This window comes from Pseudomonas sp. USTB-Z (assembly GCF_019691255.1).
Taxonomy (GTDB): Bacteria; Pseudomonadota; Gammaproteobacteria; order Pseudomonadales; family Pseudomonadaceae; genus Aquipseudomonas; species Aquipseudomonas alloputida.
In genome coordinates this window covers 25,632-41,515 of the sequence record NZ_JAECZP010000033.1, presented here as the reverse complement: position 1 = coordinate 41,515, position 15,884 = coordinate 25,632, and the positions used below count along the sequence as shown (strand labels likewise).

The window sequence follows — 15,884 nt, the reverse complement described above, 5'->3', positions numbered from 1 at the left end:
GGTACGTGGCAAAGGGCTGCCATTTATCAGGATTTCTGATCACGATCGTCTTTCATCATCAGCCAGATCGGGCATACAGTCGCTGCTGTCACCCCTGCTCCAACGGTAGAGCCCATGCCCAGTCAACAACAAAAAAACGTCTCCCCTGCCCTCGAGCAGCTCATCCAGCGCGCCGGCCTGCCAGGCCCCACGCTCAGCGAAGCCCAGGCGCATGCCTTGCTGCAGATGCACTACGGCCTTGCCGGTGGGTTGTCGGCATTGGGCAGTCAGCAGGACCTGAACTTCCGGGTCGACACGGCTGGAGGGCAGTTCGTGCTCAAGGCCTGTCATGACAGCTACGCCAAGGTGGAGCTGGAGGCGCAGCATGCCGCCCTCGCCTACCTGCGTGAGCACGGCCTGTCGGTGCCCGCAGTACGTGCGGCGCACAGCGGCGAAAACTTGCTGGCCGTGGAGGTTGATGGCCAACCGCTGCGGGTACGCCTGCTCGACTACATTGACGGTCAACCGTTGACGCGTCTCAAGCACATGCCAGCGCAGGTGATGGCCGAAATGGGCAGGCTGTGCGCGCGGCTCGACAGCGCCCTGGCCGATTTCGACCACCCCGGCCTTGCGCGCACCCTGCAGTGGGACCCGCAACACGCCCAGGCGTTGATCCAGCATCTGCTGCCCGTCCTGCACAACACCGAGCAACGCGTCCGCATCGAACACGCCACCCGCGTCGCCGACGAACACCTCGCACCGCTGGTTGATCGGCTGCCAAGCCAGGCCGTGCACCTGGACATTACCGACGACAACACCGTCTGGGCCCGTGATGGCGAGCGCCAGTGGCAGTTGCAAGGAGTGATCGACTTCGGCGACCTGCTGCGCACGTGGCGCATCGCCGACCTGTCGGTGACCTGCGCGGCGCTGCTGCATCACGCCGAAGGCGACCCGCTGCGGATCCTGCCGGCGATCAGCGCCTACCAGGCGCTCAACCCGCTGACCGACGCCGAGCTGCGTGCGTTGTGGCCTCTGGTACTGAACCGCGCGGCAGTGCTGGTGCTGAGCAGTGCGCAGCAACTGGCCGTGGACCCGGGCAACCAGTACACCCGCGACAACGTCGCCCATGAGTGGGAAATCTTCGATACCGCCACCGCCGTGCCTTTCGCGCTAATGCAAGCGGCCATCCTGCAAGCTGCCGGCCTGCAGCCCGCCACGCCAGACCTGACCGGCTGCGCGCCGCTGCTGCCCGAACTTGCGGGGCAACCGGTGACGCGCGTGGACCTCGGCGTGCTCAGCGAGCATTGTGAAGCGGGCAACTGGGAGCAACCCGGCTTCGACCAACGTCTATTAACCCTGCACCCTGCCCCGGCCTGCAGCCTGCACGGGCAGTATCGCCTGTCGCAGACCCATATCGACCGCCCCGACGAACCCGCCACCTGCGCCCTTGGCGTCGAGCTGCATGTGCCCAACGGCAGCCCGGTGCAAGCGCCGGCAGCCGGCACCTGGCAGCACCGCGGCGACGGCCGGGGCTGCCTGCGCACCCCGCATTGGGCTTTGTGGCTGCAAGGCCTGGAAGACGCACCGGCAGACGGCCAGGCCGTGGAAAAGGGCCAGTTCCTGGGCAGCAGCTGCGGCTTCCTCAGCGTGCAGTTGTGCCTGGACAATGGCATCCATCCGCCGCGCTTCGCCACACCTTCACAAGCCGCCGCCTGGCTGGCCCTGTGCCCGTCACCGGCCGCCCTGCTGGGCTTCGATTGCGATGCCGAGCCGCTACCCGATCCGCAAGCGCTGCTGGCCCGCCGCGATGCCAGCTTCGCCCGCTCGCAGAAGCACTACTACGCGCAACCGCCGCACATTGAACGTGGCTGGCGCAACTACCTGATCGACATGCAGGGCCGTTCCTATCTGGACATGCTCAACAACGTCGCGGTGCTGGGCCATGGCCATCCACGCATGGTTGCCGAGTCGGCGCGGCAGTGGTCGCTGCTGAACACCAACTCGCGCTTCCATTACGCAGCAATCACCGAATTCTCCGAGCGCCTGCTGGACCTGGCCCCCGAAGGTTTCGACCGGGTGTTCATGGTCAACAGCGGCACCGAGGCCAACGACCTGGCGATTCGTCTGGCCTGGGCCTACAGTGGCGGGCGCGATCTGCTCAGTGTGCTGGAGGCCTACCACGGCTGGTCGGTGGCCACCGATGCCATCTCCACGTCGATCGCCGACAACCCGCAAGCCCTGGAAACCCGCCCAGACTGGGTACACCCGGTCGAAGCACCGAACACCTTCCGCGGCCGCTTCCGCGGGGCCGACAGCGCCGCCGACTACCTGCAAGACGTCGACGCCAAGCTGGCTGACCTCGACGCCCGTGGCCGTCAGCTGGCGGGCATCATCTGCGAACCGGTGTACGGCAATGCCGGCGGTATCTCACTGCCCGCAGGCTACCTGCGTGCAGCCTATGCCAAAGTCCGCGCCCGCGGCGGGGTGTGCATCGCCGACGAAGTGCAGGTGGGCTATGGCCGCCTGGGCGAGTACTTCTGGGGCTTCGAGGAACAGGGCGTGGTGCCGGACATCATTACCATGGCCAAGGGCATGGGTAACGGCCAGCCACTGGGCGTGGTCATCACCCGTCGCGAAATCGCCGAGGCGCTGGAGGCCGAGGGCTACTTCTTCTCCTCGGCCGGTGGCAGCCCGGTCAGTTGCCGCATCGGCATGGCGGTGCTGGATGTCATGCAGGAGGAAGGCCTGTGGGACAACGCTCGTGACACCGGGCGCTACTTCAAGGCACGCCTGCAGGCGCTGGTCGACAAGCACCCGCTGGCCGGAGCGGCACATGGTTCGGGCTTCTACCTGGGGCTGGAACTGGTGCGCGACCGCACCACCCTGGAGCCGGCCACCGAAGAAACCATGATGCTGTGCGATCGCCTGCGTGACCTGGGCATCTTCATGCAGCCGACCGGCGACTACCTGAACATCCTCAAGATCAAGCCACCGATGTGCACCAGCCGGGCGAGCGTGGACTACTTTGTCGATTGTATTGATCAGGTACTGGGTGAAGGGCTGTAGGGATTGTGAAGCTGGCCGATGAGTGTTCATACTTTTCGGCCACAACGCTCCCGTCAGCAGGTTTTCGACAATGGCCTTTACCAGCGACTCCCTGGCGATTTTCCTCGCGGTGCTCGATGCCGGCTCGTTCTCCGCCGCCGCCCGCAAGCTGGGCCGTGTGCCTTCAGCCGTGAGCATGGCAATCGCCCAACTGGAAGCGGAACTGGACCTGCCCCTGTTCGACCGGGCCACGCGCAAAGCCTTGCCCACCAACGCCGCCCTGGCGCTGGAACCTCAGGCCAGGCAGGTCATCTGCCAACTCAACCTGCTGGATGCCCAGGCCCTGCAATTGCACAAAGGCCTGGAAAAGCGCCTGACCATCGCCATGGCGCCCGAGTTGCAGACCGGCCGCTGGAGCCAGCCGTTGGAAATCCTCGCCCAGGCATTTCCCAGCCTGGAAGTCGAGGTACGTTCGGCCACCCAGACCGAGGCCATTCGCCTGCTGCATGACGGCAGTGTGCAATTGGCATTGGTGTTCGAACGGCCCGGCATCGATGAGCGCGAATCCTTCCTCGAAGCCGGCAGCCAACTGCTGGTGGCCGTTGCCTCACCGCGCCATCCGGCCGGGCAGAACAGCGGTACGCCATTGCCTGAAGAGGCCTTTGCCGAACAACGGCAGATCATCGTGGCTTCGGGCAAGGCCACCGGATCGGACCCACGCATGGTGCTGTCCCGGCGCATCTGGCTGACCGACAGCTACCTGGCCACGCTGGACCTGGTGCAGTCCGGGCTGGGCTGGGCCTACCTGCCGCAGCCATTGGTCGAACCGCTGATTGCCTCGGGCGCACTGGCCGAGGTGCGCTTCGACAACATGGCCAGCCGCCTGCGCTTGTGGGTAGACATCATCTGGATCAAGTCGCGCCCGTTGGGCCTGGGCGCGCGACGCTACCTGGAAGTCATGCGCCAGCTGTTCGAGAAGGAGCCCCCCAGGGCCTGACACCCTTGCGCACGTCCAGGCCCTGCAGGCGATCGCCTTTGGGAGGGTTATGCTGTCGGCGCTACCAGCCTGTAGCCAACCCCCGCCTCGGTAATGATGAACCGCGGCGCCGTGGGGTCATCGCCCAGTTTCTGTCGCAGATGCCCGACCACGATGCGCAGGTAGTGGGTATCCTCCGCATGGGTCGGCCCCCAGATATCCTTGAGCAGCTGCTGCTGGGTAATTACCCGCCCGGGGTGCCCGGCCAACAGCGCCAGCAAAGCATACTCCTTGCGTGTCAATGCCACCTCAACACCCTCGAGCGTCACCCGGCGGAAGGCAAAATCCACCGTCAGCGGCCCAAAGCTGGCCGCCACTTCCGAGCCGCCGGCTTGGGGCACCTGGCGCAGCAACGCCCGCACGCGCGCGAGAAACTCCTGGATACCGAACGGCTTGGTCACATAGTCATTGGCACCACCATCCAGCGCATCGACCTTCTGCACTTCACTGGCACGCACCGACAACACCATCACCGGCACTGCACTCCATTCGCGCAACTCACGCAGTACCTGCTGGCCGTCCATGTCCGGCAGCCCCAGGTCGAGCACCACCAGGTCCGGCTTGCCCAATGCCGCCTGGGCCAACCCTTCGGCACCGGTGGCGGCCTCCAGCACCTTGTAGCCTTGCGAGGCCAGGCTGATACGCAGGAACTTGCGGATCTGCGGTTCATCGTCGATGACCAACAGGGTGGCGGACTGGCTCATGGGGTTTCGCTTTCGGCTTCAGGTTGAGGAGGCAGCGGCAAGCATAGAGTGATGCTGGTGCCTTGGCCATCAATGCCTTCGCCCACCAGAATCTGCCCGCCATGGGCACCGATCATGCCCTGGCAGATCGCCAGGCCCAGCCCGGTACCCTGCCCGCCGCGGTCGCCACGGGCGGCGGTGTAGAACATGTCGAAGATTTTCTCGCGGTCGGCTTCGGGAATGCCGGGGCCCTGGTCGCTGACGGTCAAGCGCAGCTGGTCGTCATGCACCGCCACCTGCAGCTCAAGCCGACCATTGGCCGGCGAAAAGCGTGCGGCGTTTTCCAGCACGTTGACCAGTGCCTGCTCGATCAACGCCGCATGCACGAACAGCAATGGCAGCTCGGCCGGCACGTCCGTGTGCACACGCAGCGGCGCCAGCACCACCCGCAGGCGGTTGAGCGCACTGCCGACGATATCCGCCGGGGCCACCCAGTCGCGGGCCAGCTTGAGGCCGCCATGGCCCAGGCGGGTCATGTCCAGCAGGTTCTGGATGTAGCGATCGAGGCGTTCGGCTTCGTTACGGGTGCCCTCCAGCAGCTCGCGGCGGTCTTCAGCCGGGATCGCATCGCCCAACGCCAGCAGGCTGTCGATGCTGCCACGCATGGCGGTCAACGGCGTGCGCAAGTCATGGGATACGGAAGCCAGCAGGGCGCTGCGCAGTTGCTCGGTTTCGCCGTGCAGGCGTGCGGCTTCCAGCTGTTCGGCCAGGCGTGCGCGGGCCAGGGCCTGGGCCAGGGGCTGGCCTAGGGCGGTGAGCAGGCGCCGCCGTGGGTCGCTGAGCGGCTGCCCGTTGCGCGGGCGCACGCCCAGCAGCGCCAGCGGCTGATCGTCCACCGCCAATGGCCACCACCACCAGCGGCCATTAGGCAGGGTATCGCTGCCGTGGCCGGCGGCCTGCCCGTGCTGCCAGGCCCAATCGGCAGCCGCCCGTTCGGTGTCGCTGAAGGTGCAGGCTTCCCCGCTGGCCACTTGCAACTGGCCTTCGGCGTTGCGCTCCAGCAAGCACACCTGGGTGTCCTGCCAGCCGTCCAGGTGCTGGCCGGCAGCCTTGAATATGGCTTGGCGGTCGGTGGCTACCGTCAAGCGGCGAGACAGGTCGAGCAACTGGCTGGTCTGCGCCTGGGTCTCGCGCAGCGCCTGCAACTGGCGACGCTGGCGCGCGGCCAGGTTGCCGGTGAGCGCAGCCATCAACAGAAAGAACACCAGGGTCAGCACGTCTTCTTCGCGCTGGATGGTGAACGAGAAGTTGGGCGGTATGAACAGGAAGTCATAGGCCAGGAACGACAGCGCGGCGCAAGCCAGCGCAGGTCCCAGGCTACTGCGCACTGCGACCAGCAACACCGCCGCCAGGAACACCAGCGAGATATTGGGCAGCGCCAGCACACTGGACACCGCCCAGGCCAGACCCGCAGCCATCACGGTGGCCAGCAGCGCCAGCAGGTAATGACGCCACACCCACACCCGCCGCACGGCTGAACGCGGCGCTGGCGGCTGCACGTCGCGGTCCAGCACGTTGATTTCCAGGCCACGGCTTTCGCGCAGCAGCCGCGCCGCCACACCCGCGCCGAACAAACGCCGACGCAGGCGGTTGCGGGACTGCCCGACCAGCACCAGGCTGGCCCGCCGTTCGACAGCATGCTGGATCAGCGTACGGGCCACTTCGCCAGCACGCAGCAGCACCACCTCCCCGCCCAGTCGCTCGGCCAGTTGCTGCGCGGCTTGCAAACGATGCCGTGCGGTTTCGTCACGCAGGCGGCCGTTGTCCACATGCACCAGGCTCCACGGCAGGTGGCGGCGCTGGGCCACGCGGCTGGCATGGCGCACCAGGCGTTCGGCCTGGTCATCACCGTCTATGCCCACCAGCAACCGGCCGCGCAAGGCCGGCGCCTCCTGGCCGCGCTGACGATAGCCGTGGGCCAGGTCGGCATCGACCTGAGCAGCGGCGGTCTGCATGGCCAGCTCGCGCAGGGCGGTGAGGTTGGTTTGCGAAAAGTACGCATCGATGGCCGCCCGAGCTTGCTCGGGCACGTACACCTTGCCTTCACGCAGGCGTTCGAGCAGCTCTCGCGGAGGCAGGTCGATCAGCACCAGCTCGAACGCTTCCTGCAGCACCCAGTCCGGCAGGGTCTCGCGCACTTGCACGCCGGTAATGTCACGGACCTTGTCGTTGAGGCTTTCCAGGTGCTGGACGTTGACCGTGGTGTACACGTCGATGCCTGCGGCCAAGAGTTCTTGCACGTCCTGCCAGCGTTTGGCGTGGCGGCTGCCGGGGGCGTTCGTGTGGGCCAGTTCGTCCACCAGGGCCAAGGCCGGTGCGGCACGCAACAGGCCGTCAAGGTCCATTTCCTCGAGGGTGACGCCACGGTACTGGCTACGCAGCAAGGGCTGCTGATGCAGCCCTCCGAGCAACGCTTCGGTTTCGGCGCGGCCATGGGTTTCGACCACCCCGGCCAACACCTGCACGCCCTGGCGTTGCTGGGCGTGTGCGGCCTGGAGCATGGCGAAGGTCTTGCCGACGCCGGGGGCAGCGCCGAGGAACACCTTCAGCCGGCCCCGGCCGGTGCGTGGGAGGTTGGCCAACAGCGCATCGGCGCGGGCGGAGTCACTCATGTTTCATCCTTTGCTTTTTCCAGCAGTCGGCCACTTCAGGGAAAGCCCCCTTAACGTGTAGGAGCGTGTTTACCCGCGAATACGTCAGTGGCACCACCACCGCATTCGCGGGTAAACCCGCTCCTACAGGCTTCCTGCCAGCGCTTCGATTACCTGACAATGGCAAGCTTTTCCAAGGCCTGGTTCAACGCCAGCACGTTGACCACCGGCGGGCCGATCAATGGGTGGAGGGTGGCCTGTTCCAGCAAGGCTTGCAAGCGCTCGACCGGCAGCTGCCGTGCCGCCGCCACCCGCGGGATCTGATAGGCCAAGGCCTCCGGTGGCAGGTGCGGGTCCAGGCCGCTGCCCGAGGTGGTCAGCAGCGCCTGCGGCACTGGCCCCTGCTGCGCCTGATACAACGTGGCCGCATCGCCCTTTACCCGCTCAGCCAGCGCCGGGTTGCTCGGCGACAGGTTGCTGGCGCCGCTGGCCACGGTCGCGTAGGCACCTGCCGAGGGCCGCGAGTGGAACCAGCCATCGCCCTGGAAGTCCTGGGCGATCAATGCCGAACCCCGCACCTGGCCTTGCGCATCGCGTACCAGGCTACCGTTGGCCTGGTTCGGGAAAGCGACTTGGGCAATACCGGTCACCGCCAGCGGATACAGGGCGCCCGTCACCAGGGTCATCAACAAAGCCAGGCTCAATGCCGGGCGTAGATAAGCAGTCATGGCGGCCTCCTCAGACCAGGTTCAGGGCGTTGAGCAGCAGGTCGATCAGCTTGATCCCGGCAAACGGCACCACAATGCCACCCAGCCCGTAGATCAGCAGGTTGCGCCGCAACAGGTGCGCCGCACTGGCCGCCTGCACGCGCACCCCACGCAGCGCCAGCGGGATCAGCACGATGATGATCAGCGCGTTGAACACGATCGCCGACAGGATGGCGCTCTGCGGGCTGGCCAGTTGCATCAGGTTGAGCACACCCAGTTGCGGGTAGATGGCAGCGAACAGCGCCGGCAGGATGGCGAAGTATTTGGCCACGTCGTTGGCAATGGAGAACGTTGTCAACGCACCGCGGGTGACCAGCAGCTCCTTGCCGACCTGGACTACGTCCAGCAGCTTGGTCGGGTCGCTGTCCAGGTCGACCATGTTGGCGGCCTCCCGCGCAGCCTGAGTGCCGTCGTTCATGGCCATGCCTACGTCAGCCTGGGCCAGTGCCGGGGCGTCGTTGGCACCGTCGCCACACATGGCAACCAGGCGGCCGTCATTCTGCTCCTGGCGAATACGCGCCAGCTTCTTCTCGGGCGTGGCCTCGGCCAGCACGTCATCTACCCCCGCTTCGGCGGCGATGGCGGCCGCAGTCAACGGGTTGTCGCCGGTTACCATCACCGTGCGGATGCCCAGCTTGCGCAGCTCGGCGAAGCGCTCGCGGATGCCAGGCTTGACCACGTCCTTGAGGTGGATCACACCCAGCAAGCGCTTGTCGACGCACACCAGCAACGGGGTGCCACCACTCTGCGCGATGCGTTCGACTTCACGGGCCAGCGCCGCCGGCATTTCCAGGCGTTGCATACCGACGAAGGCCAGCACCGCATCGACGGCGCCCTTGCGGTAGCGGTGCTGCTGGAAGTCGATGCCCGACAGGCGTGTCTCGGCACTGAACGCCACCGCTTCGAACTGCCCGGCAGGCGGGTCGACAAAGTCGTGCAACTGGCGCAGGTATTCGACAATCGATTTGCCTTCAGCGGTGTCGTCGGCCAGCGACGCCAGCAAGGCGCCCTCCCCCAGTTCCTTGGCGGTAATGCCCGGTGCAGCATGCAGTGCGCTGCAGCGGCGGTTACCGAAGGTGATGGTGCCGGTCTTGTCGAGCATCAGCGTATGCACGTCCCCGGCCGCCTCGACGGCGCGGCCCGAGCGGGCAATGACATTCAGCCGTACCAGCCTGTCCATGCCGGCGATACCGATGGCCGACAGCAGGCCGCCGATGGTGGTCGGGATCAGCGTCACCAGCAGCGCGGCCAGGAAGATCAGCGGCAGGCTGCCACCCACGAAGTGGGCGAACGGCTGCAAGGTCACCACCACGATCAGGAAAATCAGGGTCAGGCCGATCAGCAGGATGTCGAGGGCGATTTCGTTCGGGGTCTTCTGCCGCTTGGCCCCTTCAACCAGGGCGATCATGCGGTCCAGGGTCGACTCGCCCGGGTTGCTGGTGATGCGGACAAGCAGCCAGTCGGAGACCAGCCGCGTATTGCCGGTCACCGCCGAGCGGTCGCCACCTGATTCGCGTATGACCGGCGCGGACTCGCCGGTAATGGCGGCCTCGTTGACGGCCGCAATGCCTTCAATCACCTCGCCGTCGCCGGGGATCATTTCGCCGGCGACCACGCGTACCAAATCGTCCTTGCGCAGCGCGCTGGCAGCTACCGTCTCGTAGCTGCCATCACGCAGACGACGCTGGGCGGTCAGGCCCTGGCTGCCGGCCTTGAGGCTGTCGGCGCGGGCCTTGCCACGGCCTTCGGCCAACGCCTCGGCGAAGTTGGCGAACAACACGGTGAACCACAGCCACAGGGCAATCTGCACCGCAACACCGGTGCTCACGCCGCCGCCGGGGGCGAAACACAGCACGGTGGTCAGCACCGCGGTCAGGGCCACCACCAGCATTACCGGGGAGCGCTTGAGCTGACGCGGGTCGAGCTTGACGAACGCCTGCACCAGCGCCGGGCGCCACAGCGCGGCGAAGCGGGTCTGGTCCTTGGCATTGTGCCGGCTATTCACTTCAGGAATGGGCATGTTCATGATCGGTCCTCAAAAACCCAGGCTAAGGTGTTCGGCGATTGGCCCAAGGGCCAGGGTCGGCAGGAAGGTCAGGCCACCGACCAGCAGGATGGTCACCAGCAGCAAGCCGGTGAACAGCGGGCCGTGAGTCGGGAAGCTGTTCTGCCCCAGCGGCGCGCTTTTTTTCGCCGCCAGGCTGCCGGCCAACGCCAGTATCGGCAGGATGTAGCCGAAGCGGCCGATGAGCATGGCCAGGCCGATCATCAGGTTGTGGTACACGGTGTTGGCGCCAAACCCGGCAAAGGCCGAGCCGTTGTTGGCCGAGCCCGAGGTATAGGCGTACAGCAACTGGCTGAAACCATGCGCCCCCGGGTTGGTGACCGCCCCGGCCGGGCCGGGCAGGCTGGCGGCGATGGCGCCAAGTACCAGCACGCCGACCGGCATCACCAGCAGGGTTGCCACCAGAAGCTGCACTTCACGGGCCTGCAGCTTCTTGCCCAGGTATTCCGGGGTACGGCCAATCATCAGCCCGGCCAGGAACACCGCGATAAGGACGAACAGCAGCATGCCGTAGAGGCCCGCGCCGACGCCGCCGAATATCACCTCGCCGACCATCATGTTGACCATCGCCACCATACCGGTCAGCGGGTTCAGGCTGTCGTGCATGGCGTTGACCGAACCGTTGGAGGCGGCGGTGGTGGTGACCGCCCACAGCACCGAACCGGTGGTGCCGAAGCGGCTTTCCTTGCCCTCCAGGGGGGCGGTCTGCTGCACCTGCGTGCTGTCCAGGGCCGGGTTTGGCTGGTGCTCGGACCACAGCGCCGTGCTACCGCCGATCAGGAACAGGGCAAGCATGCAGGCGAGGATGGCGCGGCTCTGACGCAGGTCCTTCACGTAGTGACCGAAGGTGAACACCAACGCCACCGGAATGAGGATGATCGATGCCACCTCGAACAGGTTGCTCCAGGCCGTTGGGTTTTCGAACGGGTGCGCCGAGTTGACGCCGAAGAAGCCACCGCCATTGGTACCCAATTGCTTGATGGCGATCTGGCTGGCGGCCGGCCCCAGCGGAATGGTCTGGTCGGCACCTTGCAAGGTCAGCGCGTGGGCGTAGTCGGCAAAGGTCTGCGGTACGCCCTGCCACACCAGCAACAGCGCCAGCAGCAAGCACAGCGGCAACAGGCCGTAGAGGGTGGCACGGGTCATGTCGACCCAGAAGTTGCCCAGCGTCGTCGCGCTGCGCCGGGCGATACCGCGGCACAGGGCAACCAGCACGGCCAGGCCGGTGGCAGGGCTGACAAAATTCTGCACGGTCAGGCCAAGCATCTGGCTCAGGTAGCTGACCGACGCCTCACCGCTGTAGGCCTGCCAGTTGGTGTTGGTAACGAAACTGACGGCGGTGTTGAACGCCAGCGACCATTCCTGGCCAGGCAGGTGCTGTGGGTTGAGTGGCAGGTGGCCCTGCAACAGCAGCACGCTGAACAGCAGCAGGAAGCCGACCAGGTTGAACGCCAGCAGGGCCAGGGTGTATTGCCGCCAGTTCTGCTCCTGGCTGGCGTTCACACCCGCCAGCCGGTAACAGCCCTGCTCGACCGGCCCCAGCACAGGCGTCAGCCAGGTACGCTGGCCTTCCATGACCTTGAAGTAGAACCGCCCGAGCCAGGGTGCTGGTAGCAGCACGATGGCAAAGAATGCCAGGAGCAAGGCGAAATCGTAACTGTGCATGGCCGCTCCCTAGCTGCGATCGGCGCGCAGCAGCGCCACCAGCAGATAAAACGCCAATGCCACTGCCAGCAGCAGTGACAGCCCGTCGAGCATGTTCATGTGTGGTTCTCCCCGTGTTACGGCTTGGGCCGCTTTGGGGAAATTGTCCGAGGGAGGGGCGTAAAGGGGCGAGATCGGGGGATGGGGGTGGGGATAAAGAATGCGTAAAGATCAGCGTTGTGGTTTGCCTGTAACGGCCTCTTCGCGGGCTCGCCCGTTCCCACGGGCACTGCACAGCCTTAACGGCCTGTGTGGTACCTGTGGGAGCGGGCAAGCCCGCAAAAGGGCCGACGCAGGCTTACTGTTGTGGCGGCTGCGCCGCGTTTCGGCTCCAGTCCAGCAGGAGGCTGTAGCCCACCGCCAGCAAGGTCGGCCCGATGAACAGGCCAATGAAGCCGAAGGCAAGCAAGCCGCCGAACACGCCCAGCAGCACGATCACCAGCGGCAGGTTGCCCCCACGGCTGATCAGGTACGGTTTGAGCACGTTGTCCACGCCACTGATGACGAAGGTGCCCCAGACGCCCAGGAACACCGCCATGCCGTATTCGCCCTTCCACACCAGCCAAGCGGTGGCCGGGATCCAGGCCAGTGGCGGCCCCATGGGGATCAGGCTGAGCATGAAGGTCACCAACCCCAGCACGATCGCCCCGGGCACCCCGGCGATCAGGAAGCCGATCAATGCCAGCAGGGCCTGCGCGGCCGCCGTGCCGATCACCCCGTTGACCACCCGCTGCACGGTAGCGGCTACCAGGTCCAGGTAATACTCGGCGCGTTCGCCCACCAGCCGGTGCAGCAAGCGCAGCACGAATGCCGCCAAGCGTGGCCCGTCGCGGTAGAAGAAGAACACGAACACCAGGCTCAGGGTCAGTTCCAGCACGCCGCTGCCGATCTGCGCGCTGCGCGCCAGCAACCAGTTGCCCACCTGCCCAAAGTAAGGCTTGATCGAGGTAAGCAAGGCTGCGCCTTGCTGGTCCAGCGATTGCCAACCGTTGACCAGACGCTCGCCAACGAATGGAATGCCACCCAGCCAGGCCGGTGCATCGGGCAGGCCGTCGACCTGCACGTCACGCACGAACGCCGTAGCGTCGCGGATGTGATCGGCCAGGTTGAACCCCAGCCACACCAGCGGCAGTGCCACGATCAGGATCCAGGCCATGGTCAGCAGGCCGGCTGCCAGCGTCTCACGACCGCCCAGCAGGCGCGTAAGGAAGCGCATCAACGGCCAGCTGGCAAAAGCCAGGATGGCCCCCCACAGCAATGCCGATATGAACGGTGCCATCACCCACAGGCCGGCACCTAGCAACGCCACCAGCAGAATCTGGACCAGCAGGCGATCATTGTTAACCATGAGGGTGCTCGTTCAAGGGATCAGTTCAAGGTGCAGGCCGTCTGTAGGCGCGCTGCCGACTTCAAGACGGCGATTGCGCACCCCGGCCTTGACCAGCGCCTCGCGCCAGGCCTCAGCCTGGGCGCCACTGAGGCTGACGCGCAAGGTGCTGTCAAGGTTCAGGCTGCGGGCCAGCAGGTTTACCCAGGCGTCTTGCGGCGCAGCAAGGTCAGGGTAGTCGAGCTTGCCGGTGTCACGCATTTCGCGCAGCACCGTGGCGGCGGTTGGCAGCAGCTCGCCCAGCGGGCTGCCTGCGATGAACTCTTCCACATGCAGATAGGCACGGCGGTTGCCACGGGTAACGCTGTACAGCGCGACCAGGGTGTCGGCCTCGTCTGCCGAGCGGCGTAGCAGGATGAACGCCTGCTGCTCGTCGCCTCCGTTGAGGCGGGCATTGGCGAACACATCATTGGCCCACAGGCTGGCCTCACCGCAATCACGTCCCTGACACCAGAACAACGGGTAGCCACCCTCGCGCACAAGTGCTTCGCGGGCACTGGTGAAGGCCTCGCGTGCAGTCCGCTCGACGGGCAATTCGTAGGTTACCGAGCTGACCTGACCGCGGCTTTCGACTTTGTCATCGACCCGCAGGCGGCCACTGATCTTGCGTAGCGGGCCCATCGGGTAGACCCGCTCCTGTTCCGTCGCCGGGCGTTGATCGACCACCTTGGCGTCCTGCGGGACCGGCAGGACGCCGGCCCACGACACGGGGGTGGCGAGCACCAGACAGGCAGCCAAGGCAGTGCGAATGGAAACGGGTACGCTCATTGGCGAACCAGGCGGCGCTCAGCGCCGAATTGAAGCTCCAGGATGTCTGGCAGTTGCATGGTTGTCTCCCTGTTCAACCCGCCAAGCCTCGACACTTGTCCGGTGCAAGTCAAGCAAAGCCAAAGAAGCGATTGATACAGTCTGCAACAAGGGCCGCGCCCTGCGCATCGTTCAGGTGCAGGTGATGGCCGCCGGGTAGTGTCACCTGTTCAAAGGGTAGCTGCTCCAGCAACCCGGCGTGGCGCGCCAGCATACCGTCGGCGGCCACCACCAAGAGCGCCGGGCAACTCACCCGCCGCACATAGGCCATGGCCTGGGCCTCGCTCAGGCGCACCGGCGAGGGCAGGGTCAGCCGGCTGTCGCTGCGCCAGCTGTAGCCACCGGGCACCGGCATCAGGCCACGCTGGGCCAGCAGCTCCGCCGCTTCACGGCTGACCGCGACCATGCCTTTCATCCGGGCTTGCACCCCTGCTTCCAATGTCGCATACACCGACTTGCGCTTGCCATCCAGCCGCAACTGGGCTTGCAGTGCCATCCCTAAGCGCTCACCTGCGTCCTGCTCGGCGCCAGTCGGCGGGATCACGCCGTCGATAAGCGCCAGGTGACTGACCCGATCGGGCAATGCACCGGCCAGTTGCACCGAAATGATCGCGCCCAGCGAATGCCCCAGCAGGGCGAAACGCGGCCAACCCAGTTGCTCGGCCACGCGCAGCACGTCATGGGCATAGTCGGCCAGGGCATAACCGGCGCCAAGCGGGCGGTGCTCCGAATAACCATGGCCGGCCAGGTCCAGGGCGACGAGGCGTAGACCTTTCAGTTGCGGTGCCAGGCGGGCAAAGCTGTTGGCATTGTCCAGCCAGCCATGCAGGGCAATCACCGGCAGCCCGTCTTCGGGGCCGAACAGGTGTGCAGCCAGTTCGATATGGCCCAGGCTCAGACGAATTTCCTCAACGTGTGCGCTCATGCCTGGCTCCAGCGGTCGAACAGGCCCTTGATCAGGCTGGCAGTGTCGGCCGGGCGCTCCAGCGGGAACATGTGCCCACCCGGTACACTGTGGTATTCACCTTTGGGCATACTGCGCACAGCCAAGGTGTGGTGGCGACGAATGACGTTGCTCCGGTTGCCGCGCACCATGGCCAGCGGCACCTGCAACTGGCGCGCAGGGGCGGGGCTGGTATGCGGGATGCTGCGGTAGATGCTGATTTCAGTAGCAGGGTCGAAGCGCAACTGCAGCCCTTGTTCCACCACCTGCAGGCCATGTTCTACATAAGCGTCGAGGCAATCGGGATCGAAATGGCGGAACAGTGATTTGCCAGCGAAATAGTCCCGGGCGCTGTCGCGGTCATTGAACGTTTCGCGACGCCCCAGGGTACGCCCGGCCGGTGTGATGCGGTCAATGAAACCAAAGCGCTTGGCTGTACGCAGCAGCCATTGATCAGCGCGGGTGAGCACCGGGGAGTCGAGCATCACCAGCCCCCGGTAGTACTCGGGGCAGCGCAATGCCGCGTGCAGGTGCAACACGCCACCCAGCGAATGGCCGACGCCCCAGACCGGCTGGTCCTGCTGCGCCAGGTGATGCAACAATTCATCGACCAGGCTTTGCCAGTTTTCGTCCACGGGAAAGCGCGGGTCATGCCCGTGCTGGGCCAGGTGCTGCACCTGATAGTCCGGCGCCAGCGCTGCAAACAGCTTGCCGTAGGTGGCCGATGGGAAACCGTTGGCATGGGCGAAGAAGATCTGCTGCGACATGGCGCCTGGTCCGGACCGGAATGATGGCCCATTGTCGGCATCGCGGGGCG

The 15,884-nt window shown here is 65.8% G+C and carries 12 protein-coding genes; 2 read left to right on the top strand and 10 right to left on the bottom strand.

Features of this window, described 5'->3' with window-relative positions:
* The first annotated feature begins 114 nt into the window (after positions 1 to 114).
* Both I8746_RS25760 and I8746_RS25755 read left to right on the top strand, forming a co-directional pair.
* Positions 115 to 3,045, top strand: a complete 2,931-nt coding sequence (locus tag I8746_RS25760; protein ID WP_221101171.1) for an aminotransferase — start codon at positions 115 to 117, stop codon at positions 3,043 to 3,045.
* Between the two features lie 70 nt (positions 3,046 to 3,115).
* Entirely contained in the window at positions 3,116 to 4,021 is a 906-nt protein-coding gene (locus I8746_RS25755) for a LysR family transcriptional regulator (RefSeq protein WP_012051754.1), read from the top strand.
* A gap of 47 nt (positions 4,022 to 4,068) precedes the next feature.
* On the opposite strand, the gene I8746_RS25750 is transcribed toward I8746_RS25755, so the two are convergent.
* The 10 genes from I8746_RS25750 to I8746_RS25705 form a co-directional block, all read right to left on the bottom strand.
* Positions 4,069 to 4,764, bottom strand: a complete 696-nt coding sequence (locus tag I8746_RS25750; protein ID WP_014590291.1) for a response regulator — start codon at positions 4,762 to 4,764, stop codon at positions 4,069 to 4,071.
* A complete protein-coding gene (locus I8746_RS25745; protein WP_014755905.1) occupies positions 4,761 to 7,415 on the bottom strand; it encodes a sensor histidine kinase KdpD in 2,655 nt (884 codons plus the stop codon). Before I8746_RS25745 ends, I8746_RS25750 begins: the two co-directional genes overlap by 4 nt.
* 149 nt (positions 7,416 to 7,564) lie before the next feature.
* Positions 7,565 to 8,122 carry a potassium-transporting ATPase subunit KdpC gene (kdpC, locus tag I8746_RS25740; RefSeq protein ID WP_003251480.1) on the bottom strand — a complete coding sequence of 186 codons (558 nt, stop codon included), beginning with the start codon at positions 8,120 to 8,122 and terminating at the stop codon, positions 7,565 to 7,567.
* A gap of 10 nt (positions 8,123 to 8,132) precedes the next feature.
* Positions 8,133 to 10,187, bottom strand: coding sequence for a potassium-transporting ATPase subunit KdpB (kdpB, locus tag I8746_RS25735; RefSeq protein WP_014755903.1), 2,055 nt, complete (start codon positions 10,185 to 10,187; stop codon positions 8,133 to 8,135).
* A gap of 9 nt (positions 10,188 to 10,196) precedes the next feature.
* On the bottom strand, positions 10,197 to 11,891 hold the full coding sequence (kdpA, locus tag I8746_RS25730) for a potassium-transporting ATPase subunit KdpA (RefSeq protein WP_012051750.1): 1,695 nt from the start codon (positions 11,889 to 11,891) through the stop codon (positions 10,197 to 10,199).
* Between the two features lie 9 nt (positions 11,892 to 11,900).
* Positions 11,901 to 11,990, bottom strand: a complete 90-nt coding sequence (gene kdpF, locus I8746_RS25725; RefSeq protein WP_003251485.1) for a K(+)-transporting ATPase subunit F — start codon at positions 11,988 to 11,990, stop codon at positions 11,901 to 11,903.
* A 238-nt stretch (positions 11,991 to 12,228) separates the two neighbouring features.
* On the bottom strand, positions 12,229 to 13,278 hold the full coding sequence (locus I8746_RS25720; RefSeq protein ID WP_003251487.1) for an AI-2E family transporter: 1,050 nt from the start codon (positions 13,276 to 13,278) through the stop codon (positions 12,229 to 12,231).
* Between the two features lie 12 nt (positions 13,279 to 13,290).
* Positions 13,291 to 14,085, bottom strand: coding sequence for a DUF4892 domain-containing protein (locus I8746_RS25715; RefSeq protein WP_014755902.1), 795 nt, complete (start codon positions 14,083 to 14,085; stop codon positions 13,291 to 13,293).
* Between the two features lie 109 nt (positions 14,086 to 14,194).
* A complete protein-coding gene (locus tag I8746_RS25710) occupies positions 14,195 to 15,049 on the bottom strand; it encodes an alpha/beta hydrolase (protein WP_014755901.1) in 855 nt (284 codons plus the stop codon).
* Entirely contained in the window at positions 15,046 to 15,834 is a 789-nt protein-coding gene (locus I8746_RS25705; RefSeq protein WP_014755900.1) for an alpha/beta fold hydrolase, read from the bottom strand. The genes I8746_RS25710 and I8746_RS25705 overlap by 4 nt, the downstream gene beginning before the upstream one ends.
* Positions 15,835 to 15,884: the final 50 nt, after the last annotated feature.